Annotated in this window: 20 protein-coding genes; 15 read left to right on the top strand and 5 right to left on the bottom strand. The window is 66.1% G+C overall.

What is annotated here, in order from left to right:
• Window positions 1-228 precede the first annotated feature (228 nt).
• The 7 genes from AC07TU_RS12955 (at window position 229) to AC07TU_RS12985 (ending at window position 7,305) form a co-directional block, all read left to right on the top strand.
• Window positions 229-840 carry a TetR/AcrR family transcriptional regulator gene (locus AC07TU_RS12955; RefSeq protein ID WP_495188304.1) on the top strand — a complete coding sequence of 204 codons (612 nt, stop codon included), beginning with the start codon at window positions 229-231 and terminating at the stop codon, window positions 838-840.
• A 211-nt stretch (window positions 841-1,051) separates the two neighbouring features.
• A complete protein-coding gene (locus AC07TU_RS12960; RefSeq protein ID WP_495188305.1) occupies window positions 1,052-1,711 on the top strand; it encodes a hydrolase in 660 nt (219 codons plus the stop codon).
• Window positions 1,712-1,779: 68 nt separating this feature from the next.
• The gene (locus AC07TU_RS12965) at window positions 1,780-2,028 is read left to right on the top strand and encodes a XapX domain-containing protein (protein ID WP_495188306.1); all 249 of its coding nucleotides are present in this window, start codon (window positions 1,780-1,782) and stop codon (window positions 2,026-2,028) included.
• Window positions 2,025-3,959: an amidohydrolase gene (locus tag AC07TU_RS12970; protein ID WP_495188307.1), complete on the top strand. Its 1,935-nt coding sequence runs from the start codon at window positions 2,025-2,027 to the stop codon at window positions 3,957-3,959. Before AC07TU_RS12965 ends, AC07TU_RS12970 begins: the two co-directional genes overlap by 4 nt.
• 3 nt (window positions 3,960-3,962) lie before the next feature.
• Window positions 3,963-4,370: a DoxX family protein gene (locus tag AC07TU_RS12975; RefSeq protein ID WP_495188308.1), complete on the top strand. Its 408-nt coding sequence runs from the start codon at window positions 3,963-3,965 to the stop codon at window positions 4,368-4,370.
• Window positions 4,367-5,947: an MFS transporter gene (locus AC07TU_RS12980; protein WP_495188309.1), complete on the top strand. Its 1,581-nt coding sequence runs from the start codon at window positions 4,367-4,369 to the stop codon at window positions 5,945-5,947. The genes AC07TU_RS12975 and AC07TU_RS12980 overlap by 4 nt, the downstream gene beginning before the upstream one ends.
• Window positions 5,947-7,305 (top strand): alginate export family protein, encoded by a 1,359-nt coding sequence (locus AC07TU_RS12985; protein ID WP_495188310.1) that lies wholly within the window; start codon window positions 5,947-5,949, stop codon window positions 7,303-7,305. Before AC07TU_RS12980 ends, AC07TU_RS12985 begins: the two co-directional genes overlap by 1 nt.
• Here AC07TU_RS12985 and AC07TU_RS12990 read toward each other — a convergent pair.
• On the bottom strand, window positions 7,302-8,231 hold the full coding sequence (locus AC07TU_RS12990) for a LysR family transcriptional regulator (protein ID WP_495188311.1): 930 nt from the start codon (window positions 8,229-8,231) through the stop codon (window positions 7,302-7,304). The genes AC07TU_RS12985 and AC07TU_RS12990 overlap by 4 nt on opposite strands.
• A 113-nt stretch (window positions 8,232-8,344) precedes the next feature.
• On the opposite strand from AC07TU_RS12990, the gene AC07TU_RS12995 reads away from it, so the two are divergent.
• From AC07TU_RS12995 to AC07TU_RS13010, 4 genes are all read left to right on the top strand, one after another.
• Entirely contained in the window at window positions 8,345-9,043 is a 699-nt protein-coding gene (locus tag AC07TU_RS12995) for a pirin family protein (protein ID WP_495188312.1), read from the top strand.
• Window positions 9,044-9,336: 293 nt separating this feature from the next.
• Complete coding sequence (locus tag AC07TU_RS13000; protein ID WP_495188313.1) at window positions 9,337-12,033, top strand: TonB-dependent receptor domain-containing protein; 2,697 nt, start codon at window positions 9,337-9,339, stop codon at window positions 12,031-12,033.
• Between the two features lie 13 nt (window positions 12,034-12,046).
• Window positions 12,047-12,769: a hypothetical protein gene (locus AC07TU_RS13005; RefSeq protein WP_495188314.1), complete on the top strand. Its 723-nt coding sequence runs from the start codon at window positions 12,047-12,049 to the stop codon at window positions 12,767-12,769.
• The gene (locus AC07TU_RS13010) at window positions 12,766-13,491 is read left to right on the top strand and encodes a PepSY domain-containing protein (protein ID WP_495188315.1); all 726 of its coding nucleotides are present in this window, start codon (window positions 12,766-12,768) and stop codon (window positions 13,489-13,491) included. Before AC07TU_RS13005 ends, AC07TU_RS13010 begins: the two co-directional genes overlap by 4 nt.
• Before the next feature lie 3 nt (window positions 13,492-13,494).
• Here AC07TU_RS13010 and hutC read toward each other — a convergent pair whose 3' ends face one another.
• The 3 genes from hutC to AC07TU_RS13025 form a co-directional block, all read right to left on the bottom strand.
• Entirely contained in the window at window positions 13,495-14,274 is a 780-nt protein-coding gene (gene hutC / locus AC07TU_RS13015) for a histidine utilization transcriptional repressor HutC (RefSeq protein ID WP_495188316.1), read from the bottom strand.
• A gap of 66 nt (window positions 14,275-14,340) precedes the next feature.
• A complete protein-coding gene (locus AC07TU_RS13020) occupies window positions 14,341-14,787 on the bottom strand; it encodes a DUF411 domain-containing protein (protein ID WP_495188317.1) in 447 nt (148 codons plus the stop codon).
• A gap of 121 nt (window positions 14,788-14,908) precedes the next feature.
• A complete protein-coding gene (locus AC07TU_RS13025; protein ID WP_495188318.1) occupies window positions 14,909-16,117 on the bottom strand; it encodes a glycosyltransferase family 4 protein in 1,209 nt (402 codons plus the stop codon).
• 209 nt (window positions 16,118-16,326) lie between these two features.
• On the opposite strand from AC07TU_RS13025, the gene AC07TU_RS13030 reads away from it, so the two are divergent.
• A complete protein-coding gene (locus AC07TU_RS13030; protein ID WP_495188319.1) occupies window positions 16,327-16,935 on the top strand; it encodes an outer membrane beta-barrel protein in 609 nt (202 codons plus the stop codon).
• A gap of 145 nt (window positions 16,936-17,080) precedes the next feature.
• Window positions 17,081-17,767, top strand: coding sequence for a response regulator (locus AC07TU_RS13035; protein ID WP_495188320.1), 687 nt, complete (start codon window positions 17,081-17,083; stop codon window positions 17,765-17,767).
• A gap of 56 nt (window positions 17,768-17,823) precedes the next feature.
• On the opposite strand, the gene AC07TU_RS13040 is transcribed toward AC07TU_RS13035, so the two are convergent.
• Window positions 17,824-17,994: a hypothetical protein gene (locus AC07TU_RS13040; protein ID WP_495188321.1), complete on the bottom strand. Its 171-nt coding sequence runs from the start codon at window positions 17,992-17,994 to the stop codon at window positions 17,824-17,826.
• Between the two features lie 158 nt (window positions 17,995-18,152).
• On the opposite strand from AC07TU_RS13040, the gene AC07TU_RS13045 reads away from it, so the two are divergent.
• Both AC07TU_RS13045 and AC07TU_RS13050 read left to right on the top strand, forming a co-directional pair.
• Window positions 18,153-19,397, top strand: a complete 1,245-nt coding sequence (locus AC07TU_RS13045) for a sensor histidine kinase (protein WP_495188322.1) — start codon at window positions 18,153-18,155, stop codon at window positions 19,395-19,397.
• 68 nt (window positions 19,398-19,465) lie between these two features.
• Window positions 19,466-20,599 (top strand): ABC transporter permease, encoded by a 1,134-nt coding sequence (locus tag AC07TU_RS13050; RefSeq protein WP_495188323.1) that lies wholly within the window; start codon window positions 19,466-19,468, stop codon window positions 20,597-20,599.
• The last annotated feature ends 3 nt before the right edge of the window (window positions 20,600-20,602 follow it).

Genomic DNA, 20,602 nt, shown 5'->3' on the forward strand with positions numbered 1-20,602 from the left:
TGCCAGCCCCGCTATTGAAGCGAGACTCCTGGGGATGAGGCGAATCTATTTTCTTTCCTGGGAAAAAGTGCATATCGAGAACAGGAAGGTTGAGCATCGGCTCAAGTTTCGATGTCCCTTGAGAGGGGACACAGCGCTTTCAACCGGGGTTCGGACGTGACGATGCAACGGAAGTCGGGAAAGTCATCCTCATCGCGGCGCTCGAACGCCGAGCGCCGCGAAGAGTCGATGACGATCATTCTCGACCACGCCGAGGCGGAGTTCGCCTCCAAGGGATATGACGGCACAACCTTTGTGAGTGTCGCCGAGTCTGCAGGCGTCGATGCCGCGCTGATGCGCTACTATTTCGGCGACAAGGAGAAGCTCTTCGCGGCAGTCTTCCGCAGGCGAGGTCCGGAGGTCAACGCGCTGCGTATCCGGGCGCTGGACGCGTACCGGTCCACGGCGGGAACGCAAGCTACGCTTGAAGGCCTGATCGAGGCCTTTACCCGTCCCGGTTTCGAATTCGGCTCGCTGAGCGACGGACACCGCAACTATGCCGCCATCGTCGCATTCGTGAACAGCTCGCGCGGCACGATGCACGCGCTGATGTCGGAGGTCTTCGACGACGTGTCCCGTGTGCTGATCGACGACATGCAGCGGCTGATGCCCGACGTCCCTCGGGAAACCTTGTACTGGGGCTATCATTTCTTCACGGGCGCCTTCACCTTTTCGCTCGGTCAGACCGGCCGCATCGACCGCATTTCCGGGGGCGCTGTCTCCTCCAAGGATTTCGCGGGGATCGCCGATCGCCTGCCGGCGTTCGTTGCCGCCGGAATCAGGGCGCTGGCTGCACGCTGACATTCTGCTGCGGCCGGTTCGAAAGGCCTCGGCATAGCCTCGAGCATCACAAGCACCTGCTGACTCCGCTTTCCGATGGCGCAATCCTTCTTTTCAATTTCATAGAACGTACCGGATAATTTTATCCGCCTGTTTCGTACAAACACTCCGCCCTAGACCGGCTGCACCCCGAACGCATCGGGCGAACGGTTTCTCAAAAGGAGTGTCATCCATGTCGATCAAGGCCACCCCGACCCCCGCCAAGACCCTGCTCGATCCCAACAATCACGCGCTGATCCTGATCGATTTCCAGTCGCAGATGGCCTTTGCCACCAAGTCGATCGCCCCCGAGCTGCTGCGCAACAATGCCGCGCTGATCGCGAATGCCGCCGCGGGCTTCAACGTTCCGACGATCCTGACCACGGTCGCCGAGAAGAGCTTCTCGGGCCCGATGTTCAGTGAGATCACCGACCCGTTCCCCGGACAGAAGCTGCTCGACCGCACCAGCATGAACACCTGGGAAGACACCGCGGTGATCGATGAGGTCAACCGCGTCGGCAAGGACCGGCTGGTCCTCGCCGGCCTGTGGACCTCGGTCTGCATCGTCGGCCCTGCCCTCTCGGCGCTCGAACAGGGCTATGAAGTCTATGTCATCACCGACGCCAGCGGCGACATCTCGACCGAGGCGCACGAGCGCGCGGTCGAGCGGATGGTACAGGCCGGCGCCCGCCCGATGACCTCGCTCCAGTATCTGCTCGAGTTGCAGCGCGACTGGGCGCGTGGCGAGACCTATGATCTGACCACCGGCATCGCCCGCAACTATGGCGGCGGCTACGGCCTGGGCATCACCTACGCCAAGACGATGTTCGGCGCCTCCGAGGGCAGCCACTGATCCCCCCGCGGCCGGGCCGTCCGCGCCCGGCCGCCTTCTTCTTTCCCGGCCCGCACAGGAGGGACGTCATGAAGGTCTATCTCATCTCGCTGGGCGCCGGACTGCTGGTCGGCGTGATCTACAGCCTGCTCGGGGTTCGTTCTCCCGCCCCGCCGATCATCGCGCTGGTCGGGCTCGCGGGGATCCTGCTCGGCGAGCAGATCGTACCGATCGCCAAGCGCCTTGCCGACCGTACCGAGCTTACCCGCTTCGTCCGTGAGGATTGCTCGCAGCATGTTCTCGGCACGCTGCCCGCCAACAAGGAGCGCGACGCATGATCCCGCTGACCCGGCGCCAGGCGCTCGCCGGCGCCGCCACCACCGCCCTGCTGACCGCCACGGAGAGTTTTGCCATGAAGCCCAAGGACCTGATCATCATCAATGCGAAGGTGACCACGCTCGACCGAGCCAATCCGGTGGCGCAGGCGGTGGCGATCCGCGGTGGCCGGTTCCTCGCCGTCGGCAGCGAAGCCGCAGTGCGCGCCGCCGCCGGCCCCGATGCCGATGTGATCGACGCGAAGGGCCGCCGCCTGATCCCCGGGCTGATCGACAGCCACATCCATGTCATCCGCGGCGGGCTCAACTATAATATGGAGCTGCGCTGGGACGGCGTGCCGAGCCTGGCCGACGCGATGGCGATGCTCAAGAAACAGGCCCAGAACACTCCGGCGCCGCAATGGGTGCGCGTCGTCGGCGGCTTCACCGAGCATCAGTTCGCCGAAAAGCGCCTGCCGACGATCGAGGAGATCAACACCGCCTCGCCCGACACGCCGGTGTTCATCCTCCACCTCTACGATCGTGCCCTGCTCAACGCCGCCGCGCTGCGCGCCGTAGGCTATACCAAGGACACGCCCAACCCGCCGGGCGGCGAGATCGTCCGCGACGCCGCGGGCAACCCGACCGGGCTGCTGCTGGCGCAGCCCAATGCGACGATCCTCTATTCGACCCTCGCTAAGGGGCCGAAGCTTCCCGAGGAATATCAGGTCAATTCGACGAAGCAGTTCATGCGCGAGCTGAACTCGCTCGGCGTCACCAGCGTGATCGATGCAGGTGGCGGCTTCCAGAACTATCCCGACGATTACCAGATCATCGAGAAACTGCACAAAGACGGCGAGATGACGCTGCGCATCGCCTATAACCTCTTCACGCAGAAGCCGAAGGAAGAGCTGCGCGACTTCGCGACCTGGTCGACCCAGGTGAAGCCCGGCGACGGCGACGACACCTATCGCCACAATGGCGCGGGCGAGATGCTCGTCTATTCGGCGGCGGACTTCGAGGACTTCCGCGTCGAGCGCCCCGACATGCCGGCGAACATGGAAAGCGACCTTGAACCCGTCGTACGCCTGCTCGCCGAGCGCAAATGGCCGTGGCGAATGCATGCGACCTATGACCAGACGATCACCCGCGCGCTCGACGTGTTCGAGAAGGTCAACAAGGACATTCCGCTGCAGGGCCTCAACTGGTTCTTCGACCATGCCGAGACGATCAGCGAGCGCAATATCGACCGCATCGCCGCGCTTGGCGGCGGCATCGCAGTGCAGCACCGCATGATGTTCCAGGGCGAATATTTCATCGAGCGCTATGGCGCCAAGGCCGCCGAGGCGACCCCGCCGATCAAGCGGATGATGGACGCCGGTCTCCCCGTCGGCGCGGGCACCGACGCGACGCGCGTCGCGAGCTACAATCCCTGGGTCTCGCTGTCCTGGCTCGTCACCGGCAAGACCTTGGGCGGCACCACCCTCTATCCGGTTCGCAACCGCCTCGATCGCGAGACCGCACTGCGCCTGTGGACCGAGAAGAACACCTGGTTCTCGAACGAGGTTGGCAAGAAGGGGCAGATCAAGCCCGGCCAGCTCGCCGACCTCGCGCTGCTCTCGGACGACTATTTCAGCGTCGCCGAAAGCGAGATCGTCCATCTCCGCTCAGTGCTGACCTTGCTCGGCGGCAAGGTCGTCCATGGCGAGGGCGATTACGGCCCGATCGCGCCCGCGCTGCCCCGGCCAATGCCCGACTGGTCGCCGGTCGCGACCTTTGGCGGCTATCATCGCCGCAGCGAGGGCAATGCGCAGAAGCTCGCCGCCGCCTGTGGCTGCAGCACCGCCTGCGGGGTCCATGGCCATGACCATGCCGCAGCACTGGGCACCAATGTTCCCGCAGCCGACGTCCAGAGCTTCTGGGGCGTCATGGGCTGCGGCTGCTGGGCGGTCTGAACGATGGCCCCCGCCCCCATCGCCCGCCTGCTCGGCGACTCTCGCTTCGCGGCGTCCGCTGCGACCCTGCTCACCCTCCCATACTGGACGAGTGGCATCGCCAAGCTGCTCGACCTGCCCGGCGCGCTTACCGAGGCACGGCATTTCGGGCTCGAGCCTGCGATCGTCACCGTCATCGCGACAATCCTTGTCCAGATCGGCGGTTCGCTGCTGGTGATCCTCGGTCGTCACGCATGGCTCGGGGCCGGTGCGCTCGGCGTTTTCACCGCCATCGCGACGCTGATCGCGCACCCCTTCTGGCAGGTCGCCGATCCGATGACGCGCTTCCATGAGCGCAACACCTTCCTCGAGCATGTCGGCCTGATCGGCGGATTGATGCTCGCGGCCATCCTGCAGGAGCGCAAGCCATGACCCGATCGACTCCCTCCGCCGGCCCGCTCGCCAGCCCGGTGTTCCGCGCGCTGTGGATCGCCACCGTCGTTTCCAACATCGGCACCTGGATGCACGATGTCGGCGCGGGCTGGCTGATGACCTCGCTCTCGCCCGACCCGCTGATGGTCGCGCTGGTGCAGGCGGCGACCACCTTCCCGATGTTCGTGCTTGCGCTCCCGGCGGGTGCGCTTGCCGATATCGTCGACCGGCGGCATCTGCTGATCGGTGCGCAGCTCTTCGGGCTGGTCGCGGCCGCGATGCTCGCCGCCCTGACCCTTGCCGGGCTGACCAATGCCGTCATCCTGCTCGGCTTCACCGCCGCCATCGCGATCGGCGCGGCACTCTCCGCCCCGGCCTTCCAGGCGGTCGTGCCCGAACTGGTGCCGCAACCCGCGCTGCAGCAGGCGGTCGCCCTCAACTCGCTGGGCGTCAACATCGCACGCGCGATCGGCCCCGCAGTCGGCGGGCTGATCATCGCGGCTTCCGGGCCGGGTGCGGTGTTCGCAGTGAATGCGGTGTCGGTGCTCGGCGTGCTGATTGTGCTTGCCCGCTGGCGGCGCGCGTCGCCCGAGCGCCACCTCCCCGCCGAGCATATGGTCGGCGCGATGCGCGCCGGGCTGCGCTACGCCCTGCGCGCGCCCGAGCTCAAGGTGGTGCTGATCCGCTCGGTCGGCTTCTTCCTCTTCGCGAGCGGCCTCTGGGCGTTGCTCCCGGTCATCGCGCGGCGCGACCTGGAGCTTGGCCCGCTCGGCTATGGCGGCCTGCTTACCTTCATGGGGGTGGGCGCGATCACCGGGGCGATGGTGATGCCGAAGCTGCGCGGCCGGATGGGCGCCAATGCGATCACGCTCGCCGCGTCGATCCTGCTCGCGCTGTCGATGGCGGCACTGTCGCAGGCCGGCCAGTTCGCGACGGCCTCGGCCACGCTGTTCGTTGCGGGTTTCGCCTGGATCGCGATGATGGCCTCGCTCAACGGCGGCGCGCAGGCGACCTCGCCCGGCTGGGTCAAGGCGCGCGCGCTCGCCATCTATCTGCTCGTCTTTCAGGGATCGATGGCGGCCGGATCGACCCTGTGGGGCTCTGTCGCCTCGCGGATCGGCGTGCCCTCGACCCTGCTCGCCGCCGCCGGCCTGCTGATCGTGGCCAGCCTGATCCTCGCCTGGCGCTTCCCGCTCGATCGTGCGAGCACGCTCGACCTCGCGCCCTCGACGCACTGGCCCGCACCGTTGATCGACGGCAATGTCGAGCATGACAGCGGCCCCGTCCTCGTCACGATCGAATATCGGGTCGATCCCGCGAACGTCCCCGCCTTCTTCGCAGCGATCCAGGAGATGCGCCGCATCCGCCGCCGCGACGGCGCGATCCATTGGGGCGTCTATGAGGATACTGCCCAGCCCGGAACGGTGGTGGAGACCTTCACCGTCGAAAGCTGGCTCGAGCATCTGCGTCAGCACGACCGCGTCACCAACGCCGATCGCGTCCAGCAGGAAGCGCTCGCCGCCTTCCATGCGGGCGATACGCCGCCGGTGGTGCGTCACTTCGTCACGCGCCGCTGATGCGCCTCTCGCTGCTCCTCGCCGCGCTCTTCCCCTTCGCCGCGCACGCGCAGGAGGTCGCGCAGACCAATCTTCGCTATGACGAGGACTGGTCGGTGCTGCGCGGCGCGGAGCAACCGGGCTGGCGGCAGGCCAAATACATCCCGCTCGATGCTGGCGGCGATATCTACCTGACCCTCGGTGGTGAGGCGCGGGCGCGCTATGAAGGGTTCGACAATAACCTCTGGGGCGATCCGCCCGCGCCCGACGACGGCTATCTCTGGCTCCGCGTCATGCCGCATGCGGATCTTCACGCCGGGCCGGTGCGCGCCTTCGTCCAGGGCATCGCCGGCTATGCGCGCGGCGTCGGCCCGGGCAAGGGGCCCGCCGACGAGACCGGGATCGACCTGCTTCAGGGCTTCGCCGACATCCGCCTCGGCCTTGGCGACGAGACCAGCCTGACGCTGCGCGGCGGGCGCGAACTGATGGCGCTCGGTTCGGAGCGGCTCGTCGGCATCCGCTATGGCCCCAATATCCCCCAGGCCTTTGACGGGGTCCGCGTGATCGGCGAGCACGGCTCGCTGCGCGTCGATGCCTTCCACCTGCGGCCGGTCGCGATCGGCGGCGGCGATTTCGACGACCGGACGTCGAGGACGCGCACGCTCGACGGCATCTATGCGACGCTCACACCGGTGCGCAGCATCGGCGTCGACGCCTATTGGCTTGGCTACGCGAATGAGGAGGCGCGCTTTGCCGGCCGCACCGGACACGAGAACCGCGACACATTCGGTCTCCGCGTCTTCGGCCAGCGCGGCAATCTCGGCTGGAACTGGGAGGCGATGCTTCAGCGCGGGCAGTTCGACGGCATGCCGATCCGCGCCTGGTCGATCGCAACCGAGACCGCGTGGCGCTTTCCGCAGGCAATGTTCAAGCCGCGCCTGCGTCTGCGCGCCAATGTTGCGAGCGGCGACCGCAACCCCGCCGATACCCGGCTCGGCACCTTCAACGCGCTCTTTCCCAAGGGCAAGTATTTCGGCGAGCTGTCTCCGATCGGCCCGCGCAACATCGTCAACCTTCATCCCAGCGTCGATCTCGACCTCGGTTCGGGAATCGGTGTCGAACTGGCGACCGCGGCCTTCTGGCGGCAGAGCCGCGGGGACGGCATCTACGATATTCCCGGCGGGCTGATCCGGGCTGCGAGCGGCAGCGGGGCACGCCATATCGGCGACCAGATCGAGATTTCCGCCGGCTGGCAGGCGAGCCAGACCCTGTCCTTCAATGCCTCCCTCTCGGTCTTCCGGCCCGGCGCGTTCATCCGCGAAACGGGGTCGGCACGCACCATCCGGATGATCGGCGCCGAAGCGATGGCGAAATTCTAGAGGTCGATCATCCCGGCGATCTCGGCATCGTGGCTGCCAAGCTCGACAAACTGTTCGAGCAACCAGGACGCGGCCGGTCCCGGCGGCGCATCGCGGCGCCACACGCCCGCGAAGCGATAAGTGCCGCCCGGGTGATCGGGCATGGCGAGCCGGATCAGCGTCCCCGCGACGAGATCCGCTTCGATCATCGGCAGCGGCATATTGCCCCAGCCGACGCCCTCGCGGAGCAGCGCGTGCTTGGCGCCGAGATCGGCGAGGCGCCAGGTTTTGGGGCTCATCACCGAATAGTCGCGCCCCTCGGTGAAACGCGAGCGGTCGGTCAGAACGAGCTGAGTGTGATCGCGGCCCGCGCCGGGCGGAATCCGCTCCATCCTGCCGAGCGGATGGTCGGGCGCCGCGACCGGCACCATCGGGATCGATCCGGCCGCGACGCACTCCACACCCTCGACCCCGATCGCCAGCGGGCCGGAGATGCCGATCATCGCCTTCCGGTCGAGAACCATCGCCGTGATCGCGCCCAATGCCTCGACATGGAGGCGCAGTTGCACCGTCGGGAACTCAGCCGCGAAAGCGCGCAATACACGGCCCAGCCGGTCGGCGGGCAGCATCACATCGACCGCAAGATCGACCTCGGCCTCGAGCCCGTCGAGCAGCCCCTTCACCTTGGCGCGCAGACCGTCGATGCCGTGCGAGATCGCCCGCGCCTCCGACAGCAGCGCCCGCCCCGCCACGGTGAGCTGCGGCTTGCGCGTCCCCTCACGCTCGAACAGCGTCAGGCCCAATTGTGCTTCCAGATTGGTGATGCCGTAGCTGATCACCGAAACCGCGCGGCCGAGCTTGCGTCCCGCAGCCGCGAAGCTCCCCGTATCGACGATAGCGAGGAAGATGCGCAGCTGGTCGAAGGTCGGGGTACCGGGGTTGCTCACTTTTCCAATTCTTCGAACATTCCGAGCAGTTTTATCCCACTCATATGGAGGTCACGCAATCGCTAAATCCCTCCTGTCGGCGGCCGAGTCCGGTACGCCTCTGGAGACAGACCATGATCGAACTACGTCCCTTCGACAGTCTCGGCGCCGCCAATCACGGCTGGCTGGACGCCAAGCATCATTTCTCCTTCGCCGGCTATCATGATCCGGCGCGGACCAGCTGGGGCAATCTGCGTGTGTGGAACGACGATACCATCGCGCCGCAGACCGGTTTCCCCCCGCACCCGCACCGCGACATGGAGATCATCACCTATGTCCGTGAGGGCGCGATCACGCATCAGGACAGCCTGGGCAACAAGGGCCGTACCGAAGCGGGCGACGTGCAGGTGATGAGCGCCGGCACCGGCATCCGTCATTCCGAGTACAACCTTGAGGATGTGACGACGAAGATCTTCCAGATCTGGATCATCCCGACCCGCGATGGCGAGGCGCCGCAATGGGGCGCGAAGCCGTTCCCCAAGGGCGAACGCTCGGGCAAGTTCGTCACCCTCGCTTCGGGCTATGACAACGACGATGACGCGTTGCCGATCCGCACCGACGCGCGCGTTGTCGGCGCGACGCTGCGCGCGGGGGAGACGGCGGAATATCCGCTCGGCGCCGATCGCAAGGCCTATCTCGTCCCGGCGACGGGCGCAGTGCAGATCGGCGATGTCCGGGTCAATGCGCGTGACGGCGCCGCGATCAGCGATGTCGACGTGCTCCGCGTCACCGCACTCGAGGACAGTGAGGTCGTGCTGGTCGACGCCGCCTGACTCGCGGCCCAGCGCATCCCCCCGGAGCGCCGAATTAAGGCCCGGCGCTCCGGGGGATCGGTTGCAGTCGAGTGCAATCGCCCCCCTCGCATCGACAGTTTCAACGAAATCACCCGCCACGCAAAAAAATTTCGCGACGCATGAGGGGTATGGAAACGAGCCGCGTATTGATAGCGCATGCTACGCACATACAAATTCAATCTAAATAATTGAAATAACTGACAGAATCTGTATTGACCTGTATATACAACTCATGCTCCTTCGGCCCATAACAAGGGACAGGGAGAATTCACATGAGCAAGAAGGGGGCGCTGCTTGTCGGCGCTGCAATGGTCGCGGTCTATTCCGCACCGGCACTGGCACAGACCGAAACCGCAGGCGAGAGCGCACAAGACGCCGCGTCGGGCGAGGTCGTCGTCACCGGATCGCGAATCCGCCGGCAGGATCTCGCCGGAGTCGGACCGGCCACCGTCGTGACTGCCGAGCAGATCGAGAATACCGGCATCGTCAATATCGAGACGGTGCTCCAGCGGCTCCCTGCCAATGCGGGCTTCGCGGGCAACCAGACCTCGGCCTATTGGGCGAATAACGGCTATGGCACCGCGCAGGTCAATCTGCGCGGCCTCGGCATCAAGCGCACGCTGGTGCTGCTCAACGGCCGCCGCCTCGTCGCGGGCGGCACCGGCGCCAACTCGTCGCCCGACCTCAACATGATCCCCGTCGTCGCGCTCGCGCGGACCGATGTCCTCAAGGACGGTGCTTCGGCGATCTACGGCGCCGACGCCATGGCAGGCGTCGTCAACCTCGTCACCCGCACCGATTATGAAGGGCTCGGCATCAGCGTCCGCCAGGGCCTGACCGAGCGCGGCGACGGATCCGATTTCACCGCCGACCTGATCTGGGGCCTGCGCAACGACCGCGGCGGCTTCATGGCGGCGGTGACCTATCAGAAGACCGAAGCGGTCAACATGGCGACCCGCGCGCCCTGTTCGCTCTCCGAAACGACGCCGGGCAAGCTGGCCTGCGTCAACAGTGCCTCGACCATCGGCGGCCGCGCCGTGCTGCCCAATGGCCAGCAGATCAACTTCAACCAGGTGCCGGGCGGCAACGGCAATTTCTACGAGCCGTACAGCGCGGCGAAGCACAACTTCAATTCGACCCCCTATCTGAACGCGGTCAGCCCGGTCGAGCGGATCAGCACCGCCTTCTTCGCAGACTATGCGGTGACCGACAGCATCACGGCATTCGGCGAGTTCCTCTACACGCACCGCAAGTCCAACCAGATCGCGACGCCGGGCACGCTGCGGAACCTCGCCATTTCGGCGAGCAACCCGACCAACCCGACCGGACAGAATATCGTCCTCATCCAGCGCCGCCTTGCCGAACCCGGCCCCCGGCAATTCTTCCAGGAGACCGACACCTGGCAGGGCACCTTCGGGCTGCGCGGCAAGTTCGCCAATGACTGGGCGTGGGAAGTGGCCGGCAGCTTCGGCCGCAATACCGCGGTCGACGGATCGACCAACGTCGCCAATCTGGAGCGGGTCGCGAACACGCTCGACACCAGCAAGTGCAGCCTCGCGGCGGGCGCCGCGATCCCCTGTGCCGACTATCTCGGCTTCGGCGACCTGACCCCGGCGGCGCTCGACTATATCCTGTTCACCTCGCGCGATCGCGGCGGCAACGAGATCGCGACGGTCACCGCCGACATCAACGGCAACCTCTTCCGCCTGCCCGCGGGCCCGGTCGCGTTCGCGGCGGGCGTGGTCTATCGCAAGGAGAAGGGCTGGCGCGATCCCGATCCGCTGACCGTGCTCGGCGTCGCCAACACCAACCAGCAGGACCCGATCTCGGGCTCCAGCGTCGCCAAGGAAGGCTATCTCGAGCTCTCGGTCCCGCTGCTCGCCAATACGCCCTTCTTCAAGGCGCTGACGCTCGACGGCGCGGTCCGCTATTCGGACTATGACCTGTTCGGCGGTGACTGGAACTACAAGCTGGGCGCGGACTGGGTCATCAATGACGACATCCGCCTGCGCGGCACCTATGGCACCGGCTTCCGCATCCCCAACGTGCCGGAACTGTTCGGCGGCGTGTCGGAAGGTAACCTGACCACCACCGATCCGTGCAGCCGCTATTCGGCCAGCGGCAATGCGACGCTGATCGCCAATTGCCAAGCATCGGGCGTGCCGGCCAACTATGTCCAGCTCGGCACCACCATTCTCACCACCGTCGGCGGCAACCAGAATCTGAAGCCCGAAAGCTCGCGGACCTGGACGATCGGCACGGTGATCCGGCCCAAGGGGCTGGTGCCCGGCCTGTCGCTCACTGCCGACTGGTTCGACATCGACATCAAGGACGCGATCCGCGCCATCCCCGGCTCGACCAAGCTCGCAGTCTGCTACGCCACGCCCAACCGGGCGCACCCGTTCTGCAGCGATTTCACGCGCAGCACGCTGACAGGTGAGGTCACCTATTTGTCGGCGCAGCCGATCAACACCGGGCGCGAACAGATGAACGGGCTCGATCTCGGCCTGGTCTATGACCGCAATGTCGGCGGGATCGCGCTGACCGTCGATCTCAACGTCACCTATCTCAACAAATATGTTGTGATGCCCTTCCCGGGCGGCGCCCCGATCCAGTTCGACGGCCATATCGGCGGCGGCAATGGCGGCTATGCCAAGTGGCGCGGCTATGGCGTGATCACCGGGCGAAAGGACGGCTTCAGCGCCACATGGTCGACGCAGTGGATCGGCAAGGCGACCGATTTCAACGCGGCGGCGACCGATATCGGCTATCGCACGCCGAACGTGTTTTACCACAACGCGCAGCTCGCCTACGAGATCAACGAGCGTACCCGCTTCCAGATCGGCGTGGACAACCTGTTCGATCGCAAGGCGCCGTACATCAAGAGCTTCACCGATGCGAACACCGACACCATGACCTATGACCTGCTCGGCCGACGCTTCTATGTCGGCTTCCGCACCGGCTTCTGAGGCGCGGAAGGCAATGGCGGGAAAGATCCGTTGGCCGCTCGTCGCGCGGCGCACGCACAAATGGCTGGCGCTGCTGGTCGGGGTTCAGGTGGTCCTGTGGACGCTCACCGGCGTCTACATGGTCGTCATCCATATCGATACGATCCATGGCGACCATCTCGTCCGGGCGCCGGCGGTTCAGCCCTACGACCTCGCCGGGATCGTTTCCCCGGCGCGGATCGTGGCGGCCCAGCCGGGCAGCGCTGAGCTTCGGCTCCAGCGTCATTTCGACAAGCCGGTCTGGCGTGCCGAGACGCCGGAGGGCCGGGCGCTGTTCGACGCACGCACCGGCCAGCGGCTTGCCCCGCCGACCGAGCTGGAAATCCACCGGCTCGCCCAACAGATCTATACCGGGTCGGGCAAGATCGTGTCGGTCAAGCTGCTAACCGAAGCACCGCAGGAGATGCAGTCGCGCAAGCCGCCCTATTGGCAGGTCGAGTTCGAAGGGTGGAACCGCCCGACGCTCTATCTGTCGCCTGCGACCGGCGAGCTGATCTCGCGGCGGCACAATCTGTGGCGCGGTTTCGACATCGCCTGGATGCTCCACATCATGGACTATGACGAGCGGACCGACGTCAACAATCCGCTGCTGCGCGTCGCCACCTGGAGCGCGTTCGCCATGGCCCTGACCGGCGCCTGGCTGCTCATCTGGGCGTTCCCGCGCCGCAAGAAAAAGAAGAAGGCACAAGCGGCATGAAACGCATCCGCCTCTCCCCTTTGTTGTTCCGCCGCATCCATAAATGGGTGGGCCTGATCCTCGGCCTCCAGTTCCTGCTCTGGGCTTTGAGCGGCGCGGTGATGGCGCTGCTCGACAAGGATGCGGTCGGCGGTCACGGCGCACACGCCGCGCACGTTCACCCGCTCCCGGCCGAGACCGCCTTTGTCGATCCGGCCAAGCTTGCGGCCTATGGCCCCATCTCGGGCCTTGCGCTCCGCGACCTCATGGGACGTCCGGTCTATGAGCTTCAGACGGACAAGGGCATTGCACTCGCTGACGCCACCGACGGGCAGCGTGTGACGGTCGACGACAAGACGGCGCTCGCAGTCGCGACGATGATGCACGATGCACCCGTCCGCGACGTGGTGCGGCTGGCCAAGCACAATCTCGAGGCGCGCGACCATAGCGGCCCGATGTGGCGGGTGAACTTCGCCGATGCGCAGAACACCAGCGCCTATGTCTCAGCCGAGACGGGGCGGTTTCTCGTGATGCGCGGCGATACCTGGCGGACCTGGGACTTCTTCTGGATGCTTCACAACATGGATTATGTGAACCGCTCCAGCTTCAACCACCCGCTGATCATCATCGTCGCGCTTGGCACGCTGTGGCTGTCGGGAACTGGCTTCTACCTCTTGTTCAAGAGCTTCAGCCGCGCCGATTTCCGCTGGCTCCGCCGCCGCCGGAAAACGCCGGCGGCCTGAGGATCAGTCGCTCGAGACCGAGAAGCTCGCGGAAAGCTCGAACCGGCTGGCCGGATGCGTCAGCCAGGCATGGGAAACCAGCTTTCCGCGGCTCCAGGTCTGCCGGGTCATCACCAGGATCGGCTCGCCATCGTTCAACCCCAGCAGGTTGCGGGTCGGATCGTCGGGCATCTCGGCACGGACGCGATGCTCGACGCGTTCGAGCGGCGCGGTCCGGGTCAGATACTCGTTCGGCGTCATGCAGGTGAAGTCCATCTCGCCATAGTCGGGCGCCACCGAAGCCAGGACGATGCGTTCCTCCAGCTGGATCGGGAATTCGGCCTCGTGGTGCACGATGACCGAATGGAACAGGCGCGTACCCGCAGCGACGCCCATCAGCGCGGCGGTGTCGCCCATCGCCTTCACCGCCTCGTTCCGAACGACCCGCGCGCGATAGGCATGGCCGCGCGCGCGGACCTCGTCCGCGATGTTGCGGATCTCGATCATGTGCCCGATCGGCTTCGCCTCCGCGACGAACGATCCGCTCCCCGCGCGCCGGACCAGCACACCCGCGCTTTGCAATTCCCGCAACGCACGGTTCGCGGTCATCCGCGAAACGCCGAAGCGGGACACAAGCTCGGCCTCCGACGGCACGCGGTCGCCGGGGCGCAGCGTGCCGTTCTTGATCGCATCATGGATGGACAGCTTGATCGCCGCGTAGCGCGGGGCCTCGCCCGGTTCCTCCGCTGCCTTCTTCGCCGGGCTCCCGTTTGTTTCTCCGCCTTTGGCCGCGTTTGCTGTCATAGCCTGTCTATACAGGCCAAGTGCGTCCTGTGCCATGATCATGCGAAATCAGGGGAATTTATCCCGCTACCCGTTGTGGCGGGCGAAAGCCTTCCTGACGCCGGGACCAAAGGCATAGACGGTAAAGGCCTGCGGGCGCTGGCCGGGAACCTCCATGCCGGGCGAACCGATCGGCATGCCGCCGACCGCCAGCCCCTTCACGCCCTTCGGACGCTGGGCAAGCACGCGCTTCATGTCGGCGATGGGGACATGCCCCTCGAACGCCATGCCGTCGATGATCGCGGTGTGGCATGAAGAAAGATCGGCGGGAATGCCCATCTGCTTCTGAAGCGCGGCCCGCTGGGCGTCGTCGATCATCCGGACCTGTCGCTTGAATTGCGCGCGAACCTGTTGCGCCCAGACTTCGCAGCAGCCGCAACCCGGATCGCGATGAACGGCGATCTGCTGAGCTGCCAGCGCGGCGGCCGGCACCGTCAGGGCCAATGCTGCCAGAAGAACCCGTATTCTAGTCATCTCGATCCCTCGCTTGGATTGCACGCGCGGCCAGGACGGGGCGATGCAACCATCAACCTTCCATCCTGTCCTCGCGCCAAGTCTACGCGATCCGTCGGCGCTTCCCCTGAATTCTTTCGCGCTACCGCTTCTCCGGCAGGCGTGCCTGCCGGAGGCAGGTGCGATAGACCGACGCCACCGGCGAAAGCTGCCCGCGCCAGTCATAGGAAAGTGTGCGCTGCGCAGCAGCCGCTCCGAGGGCGGCTCGAGCCGGGCGGGACGCGATGAGCTGCCTCAGCGCATCGACATAGCCCGCCACATCGCCTTCCTCCACCAGCAGCCCGGACACCCCGTGCTCGATCAGCGCCGCGGCGCTTTCGACCCGCGCGGAAACAACGGCAACGCCCGATGCCATCGCCTCCAGATTCACGTTGCCGAACGCCTCGGTCACCGAGGGATTGAGCAGAATGTCCGCGCTTGCGATCGCCATGCCGAGATGTTCGCCGGACAGATGCCCAAGGAAGATCGCATCCGGAAGCTGTTCGGCAAACCAGTGCCTTGCCGGCCCCTCGCCCACGATCATCGGCCGCGTACGGTATCCCAGGTCGCGCAAGGCGCGCATGACCTCGACGAACAGGCCGATGCCCTTTTCGCGCACCAGGCGGCCGAAGAAGAGCGGAACCACCTCGTTATCGGCATAGCCCAGTTGACGCCGTAACGCCGCGCTGCGGCGTCCCGGATTGAACTGGCCCCGATCGACGCCCCGCCCCCAGACCGACACCCTTCCGTTCATTCCAGCTTCCCGGAACGTGCGTGCGATCGCGTCGGTCGGGACGAGCACATGATCGCACCCCTGATAAAAGCGCGTCAGACACCGCTCCACCGGCCTTCTGAGCCGCCGTAAGCCGTAATAGTCCAGATAGGTCTCGAACCGCGTGTGCAGGCTGCTCACGACAGGGATCCCAAGCTCGCGCGCAAAGCGCTGTGCCCGCCAGCCAAGCCAGTCGGGTGCCGACAGGTGCACGATATCGGGCGCAAAAGCCCGGATATCCCCCCTGATCCTCGCCGGAAGGCCAAGCGCCACCCGATATTCGCTGCGCCCCGGAATGGCGAGCGATCGAACGGGCACCACATCGCCGACCGACTTGAACGCCGGCTCAGCCGCGACCGGCGAATAGATGCGCACAGCCGCTCCCTCCTCGTGAAGGAGGTGACCGACAAGCCGGTTGAGCGCCTGGTTCGCGCCGTCGCGGACACAGTCGTAATTCCCTGAGAACAGCGCAACGCGCAGTGCGGGATTCCGGGCGGGCGGCGCGGGACACGTCCGCCCCTCGGTCATCAGATACGCCATGTTTCCTCCCGGCCGAAACGTCCGGCCCCGGCGCTGGACCAACTCGATGCAGGCTCAGTCGGCGAAGGATGAAGGTTGCGTGGAGCCGGCAGCGGATGGTTGCCGCCCGGACTCGACCCGCCGTCGGCACGACCTCCACCGCACCTCCACACTTCGGCGCGAGATGCGGCCCACCGGTCGATCAGGGCCGCAGTATCTTGGAGTATCCCATGAAGACCAAATTCCTCCTGAGCAGCCTCGCGCTCGTCGCTGCCGGAACCGCACAGGCCCAGGACAATTCGGACAAGGCGTTCGACGGACCCAAGGTCGGTGTTTCGGCAGGCATCAGCCGCGTGAGCATCGACAAGCCGGTCGCAGGCGAAACCGCCAGGCTCGACGTCAGCAACAAGGGCTTCGACTGGCGCGGCTATGTCGGCTACGACGTCCAGACCGACAGCAACATCGTGCTCGGCGTCGAGCTCGGCCTTGGCGGTGGCGGCCGGACGTTCGACCGGAAGGTCGGCACGACCAGCGTCAAGACCAATCCTGGCCGCACCTTCGATGCCGCGGCACGGGTCGGCTATGCGCTCGGCAACAGGGCGCTCCTGTTCGGCAAGGCCGGCTGGGCTCGCCAGAATTTCGATCTGACCGCGACATCGCGAGCGGTCGGCGCGAAGCCGGTCACGACCAAGATCAAGGAAGACGGCTTCATGTTCGGCGGTGGTGCCGAAGTCGCGCTCACCCCCATGTTCGCGATCCGCGGCGAGTTCGACCGGGTGAAGTTCAGCGACGACGTCAAGCGCAACCGTTTCCTGCTCGGCGGCGTGATGCGCTTCTGAGACAGGGCGGCTCCGGCCCGGGCGATGCCACCTGATCGTCCGGGCCGGTCAGCATGCCGGATTTCGCTCCGGCTCCATCAAATCTCCACAATTCATCCGCTTAATCTCGACCGCCAGGCCGTTGAACGGCCGCAAGGAGTCGAACGTGGAACGTGCATTGGTGCTGATCGTCGAGGACGAGCCCGAAATCGCCTCCATCCTCGACGCCTATTTCACGCGGGACGGCTTCCGCACGGTGACGGCGTCCAACGGCGAGATCGCCTTGCAGCATCATCTGATGCTCGCGCCTGACCTGATGGTCCTCGACGTCAAGCTGCCGAAGACCGACGGTTTCGCCGTGCTTGCCGAAATCCGCCGCCGTGGCGGCACGCCGGTGATCATGGCGACCGCGCTTGCCGAGGATCTCGACAAATTGTCGGCGCTCCGGCTGGGTGCAGACGACTATGTGGTGAAGCCCTTCAACCCGCTCGAAGTGGTCGAGCGGGCGAAGGCGATCCTGCGGCGCGGCCGGATGAGCCAGGACGCACTGGTTCGTCACGGGCCGCTCGAACTCGATCCAGCGGCGCACGCCGCCTATGTCGTCACCGAAAACGGACGCCAGCTGCTCAACCTGACCACCACCGAATTCAAGCTGCTTGCCCATATGATGCGCGCGCCGACCAAGGCCTTCTCGCGCGGCGAGTTGCTCGATGCCTGCATGCCCGAAAGCGATGCACTTGAGCGCACCGTGGACAGCCATGTGAGCAACCTTCGCCGCAAGCTGCTGACGGCAGGTCCCGGCGACCTGCTGGGTGGTGTTCGGGGCATCGGCTACCGCCTGTTGCCGCCGTGAGCCGCGTGCTCAGAACACGCAGCGGCCGTTCACGCACCGGAACGTTTCGCAGAGTGTCATGGATCGCGGCGCAGTTCCGGGACGAAGTAGAGCAGCCAGAGAAACCAGCCGAGCGAAAGGAATTGCCACGCGCTTTCGCGGCCGTGCCAGGCAAGCACCATGTCAGGCACCTTGTAGAATCCGATCAGCGCGACAAAGCCGAGCCACCATCGCTTCTGCATCTGCACGCGCAACTCCTCGCAATACGGCTGCCGCGGATGCAGCGCGCGCCGGCAATCACGACGAGAGTGTCCAGAGTCGGTTGAGGTTCGATGGGGGCTCGGCGGAGCAGCGTGCCAGCCGATACAGAGGGACTTCGACCCATGAATGGAAGGCCATAGACCCGATGACGATTGACGCAGAGGTGCCTGCGCACCGGACCGGCCGGCCCAGCCCGACCAGCCTTGCCGGATTGGGTGGCATGATCGGGCGGGCGCGGCATCGCAAGCGCCGCGCCCGGCTGGCCACCCAGCTCACAGCTGCAATGACCGTCGTCACCGTCGTCACCGTCGTCGTGATGCTCGGCGGCATGCTCGCCTTCTATTTCTGGTCGTACAACCAGTTCCGCAACTCGCTGTCTCCCAGCGCGGTGCTCGCCTATGACATGGTCGAGCTGAACCGGTTGCCAGCGCAGTCGGATCTGGAATCACTCCTGAAGGCCTATCAGGGGTGGGAAGCCGGCTTCGAGCTGCGCGAGCTGGTCGCGTTGATCGTGCTCGCAGGCTTCGCCCTGCTCGTCGGCATCGTCGTCGGGCGCTGGCTCGCGGCGCGGATCAGCGATCCGGTGCACAGGGTCGCCGCGGCTGCCCGGCGGGTAGCTGCGGGAGACCGGACCGTCCGGGTAACCGCGACCGGGCACGGCGCGGGCGAGACGCATCAGATGATCGCCGACTTCAACATGATGGCGCGCGAGATGGAGCGCTCCGAGCGCGAGATGCGCGAGAGCATCGCAGCGATCGCGCATGAGCTCCGCACACCGCTGACCGTATTGCGCGGTCGCCTGCAGGGGATGGCGGACGGCGTGTTCGAACCCGACGCGAAGGGGATCGAGGGCCTGATCTTTCAGACCAATGCGCTCGCCCAGATCATCGAGGATCTGCGGACGCTCAGTCTCGCCATGTCCGGGCGGCTGGTGATGCGCCCGACGATGATCGACCTCGCCGCAGAGGCGGGCCAGACGATCGACGCCTTCTCCCCCGAGCTGGCCAATGCCGGCATCGTCGCCGAACGCGATCTGAAGCCGGTGCGCCTGGCCGCCGACGGCGCGCGCCTGCGCCAGATCCTGCTCGCTTTGCTCGACAATGCGCGGCGCTATGCCGCATCGGGCGCCGTTGTCAGGGTCGAGACGGGCTCCGACCGGAACGGGGTGTTTCTGCGTGTGCTCGACCGCGGCCCCGGCATCGCTGCGGGCGATGCCGAACGCCTGTTCCAGCGCTTCTGGCGCGCAGACGATTCCAGATCGCGGGATTCCGGCGGTACCGGGCTGGGCCTTGCCGTGGTGAAGGCCATCGCCGAGGCGCATGGCGGACGCGCTTGCGCAACCCCGCGCGACGGCGGCGGTGCCTGTTTCGAGGTCCGCCTGCCCTGCTGAGCCGGTCTCGACATCGCCTCCACATTGTGCGGGGCATCGCTCCATGATCGCCCGTCATCAGCCCGGCCATGATCTCTCTGGCCCGCAAATCCATCGTGCACGAATGGCGCCGCTTTGCTCCGGCAATCTTCGCGATCGCCTTTTCCGGCATCCTGCTGGTGATCCAGGCGGCGCTCGCCGTCGGCATCTTCGCCACGGTCGCCGTCTATATCGAGAAATCCGACGCTGAACTCTGGGTCGGTTTTCCCGGCACGCCCAGCGTCGATCAGGGACGCTATATTTCCAACCGCACCGAATCCTTCGTGCGGATGCATCCCGATGTCGACCGGACCGAGCCCTTTTCCTGGGCCGGCGGCGTCTGGCGATCACGCCCCGGCGCCGGTGACGTCAGCGTCGTCCTTGCCGGCATCGACCCCCGCCCCGGATCGCTCACCTTTGCGCACGCGGTTTCGCCGGAGCTGCGCGACAAGCTGACGATCCCGGGCGCCGTACTGGTCGACATCGCCGACCGCGAAAAGCTGGGCGTGTCGATCGGGTCCAACGCCGAGATCAACGGCAAGAAGGTCCATGTCGCCGGCTTTACCGAGGGGTTGCGCGGCATCGGCAGCATCAACGTCATCTCCTCGCTCAGCACCGCGCGCCATCTCGACCCCAGCCTCCAGTTCTCGGACGACGTCGCTTATTATCTGGTCAAGCTGCGCGCCGGTGCCGATCCGGCCGTGGTCAAGGACGCGCTCTCGCCGAAGGGAGCGAACGCCCGGTATCAGGCGTGGACCGCGAAGGAGTTCGGCGACCGCTCGACCAACTACTGGCTGTTCGAGTCCGGCATGGGTACCGCCTTCGGCCTCTCCTCGCTTGTCGCGGTCATCGTGGCGATCGTCATCACCAGCCAGACGCTGATGGCCGCAGTCGCCGCGTCGATCCGCGAATTCGCGACGCTGCGCGCGCTCGGCGCACCCGGCAGCCACCTGCGTGGCGTCGTGCTGCAGCAGGCGCTGTGGGTCGGGATCGTCGGCCTCGTCATCGCGGGCGCCGTTTCGGCCCTCATCCTGTGGCTCGCCCAGCTGGCTCACATCCCGGTCGCGGTCTCGGTGCCGATCAACATCGCATGCGGCGCGCTCGTGCTCTGCGTCGCGATCCTCTCGGGCTTCGCCGCCCTCAGCCAGCTCTCCAAGGCCGATCCGGCCGCCTTGCTCAGGTGAATG

The organism is Sphingomonas sp. GW821-FHT03E12 (genome assembly GCF_059420685.1).

What these genes read in the sequence shown, in the direction of transcription:
- AC07TU_RS12960 (WP_495188305.1), top strand. Translation starts at nt 1,052, where the DNA reads ATGTCGATCAAGGCCACCCCGACCCCCGCCAAGACCCTGCTCGATCCC.
- AC07TU_RS13030 (WP_495188319.1), top strand. Translation starts at nt 16,327, where the DNA reads ATGAAGACCAAATTCCTCCTGAGCAGCCTCGCGCTCGTCGCTGCCGGA.
- AC07TU_RS12985 (WP_495188310.1), top strand. Translation starts at nt 5,947, where the DNA reads ATGCGCCTCTCGCTGCTCCTCGCCGCGCTCTTCCCCTTCGCCGCGCAC.
- AC07TU_RS13020 (WP_495188317.1), bottom strand. Translation starts at nt 14,787, where the DNA reads ATGACTAGAATACGGGTTCTTCTGGCAGCATTGGCCCTGACGGTGCCG.
- AC07TU_RS12955 (WP_495188304.1), top strand. Translation starts at nt 229, where the DNA reads ATGACGATCATTCTCGACCACGCCGAGGCGGAGTTCGCCTCCAAGGGA.
- AC07TU_RS12995 (WP_495188312.1), top strand. Translation starts at nt 8,345, where the DNA reads ATGATCGAACTACGTCCCTTCGACAGTCTCGGCGCCGCCAATCACGGC.
- AC07TU_RS12980 (WP_495188309.1), top strand. Translation starts at nt 4,367, where the DNA reads ATGACCCGATCGACTCCCTCCGCCGGCCCGCTCGCCAGCCCGGTGTTC.
- AC07TU_RS13050 (WP_495188323.1), top strand. Translation starts at nt 19,466, where the DNA reads ATGATCTCTCTGGCCCGCAAATCCATCGTGCACGAATGGCGCCGCTTT.
- AC07TU_RS12975 (WP_495188308.1), top strand. Translation starts at nt 3,963, where the DNA reads ATGGCCCCCGCCCCCATCGCCCGCCTGCTCGGCGACTCTCGCTTCGCG.
- AC07TU_RS13045 (WP_495188322.1), top strand. Translation starts at nt 18,153, where the DNA reads ATGACGATTGACGCAGAGGTGCCTGCGCACCGGACCGGCCGGCCCAGC.
- AC07TU_RS12970 (WP_495188307.1), top strand. Translation starts at nt 2,025, where the DNA reads ATGATCCCGCTGACCCGGCGCCAGGCGCTCGCCGGCGCCGCCACCACC.
- AC07TU_RS13000 (WP_495188313.1), top strand. Translation starts at nt 9,337, where the DNA reads ATGAGCAAGAAGGGGGCGCTGCTTGTCGGCGCTGCAATGGTCGCGGTC.
- AC07TU_RS12965 (WP_495188306.1), top strand. Translation starts at nt 1,780, where the DNA reads ATGAAGGTCTATCTCATCTCGCTGGGCGCCGGACTGCTGGTCGGCGTG.
- hutC (WP_495188316.1), bottom strand. Translation starts at nt 14,274, where the DNA reads ATGACAGCAAACGCGGCCAAAGGCGGAGAAACAAACGGGAGCCCGGCG.
- AC07TU_RS13010 (WP_495188315.1), top strand. Translation starts at nt 12,766, where the DNA reads ATGAAACGCATCCGCCTCTCCCCTTTGTTGTTCCGCCGCATCCATAAA.
- AC07TU_RS13025 (WP_495188318.1), bottom strand. Translation starts at nt 16,117, where the DNA reads ATGGCGTATCTGATGACCGAGGGGCGGACGTGTCCCGCGCCGCCCGCC.
- AC07TU_RS13005 (WP_495188314.1), top strand. Translation starts at nt 12,047, where the DNA reads ATGGCGGGAAAGATCCGTTGGCCGCTCGTCGCGCGGCGCACGCACAAA.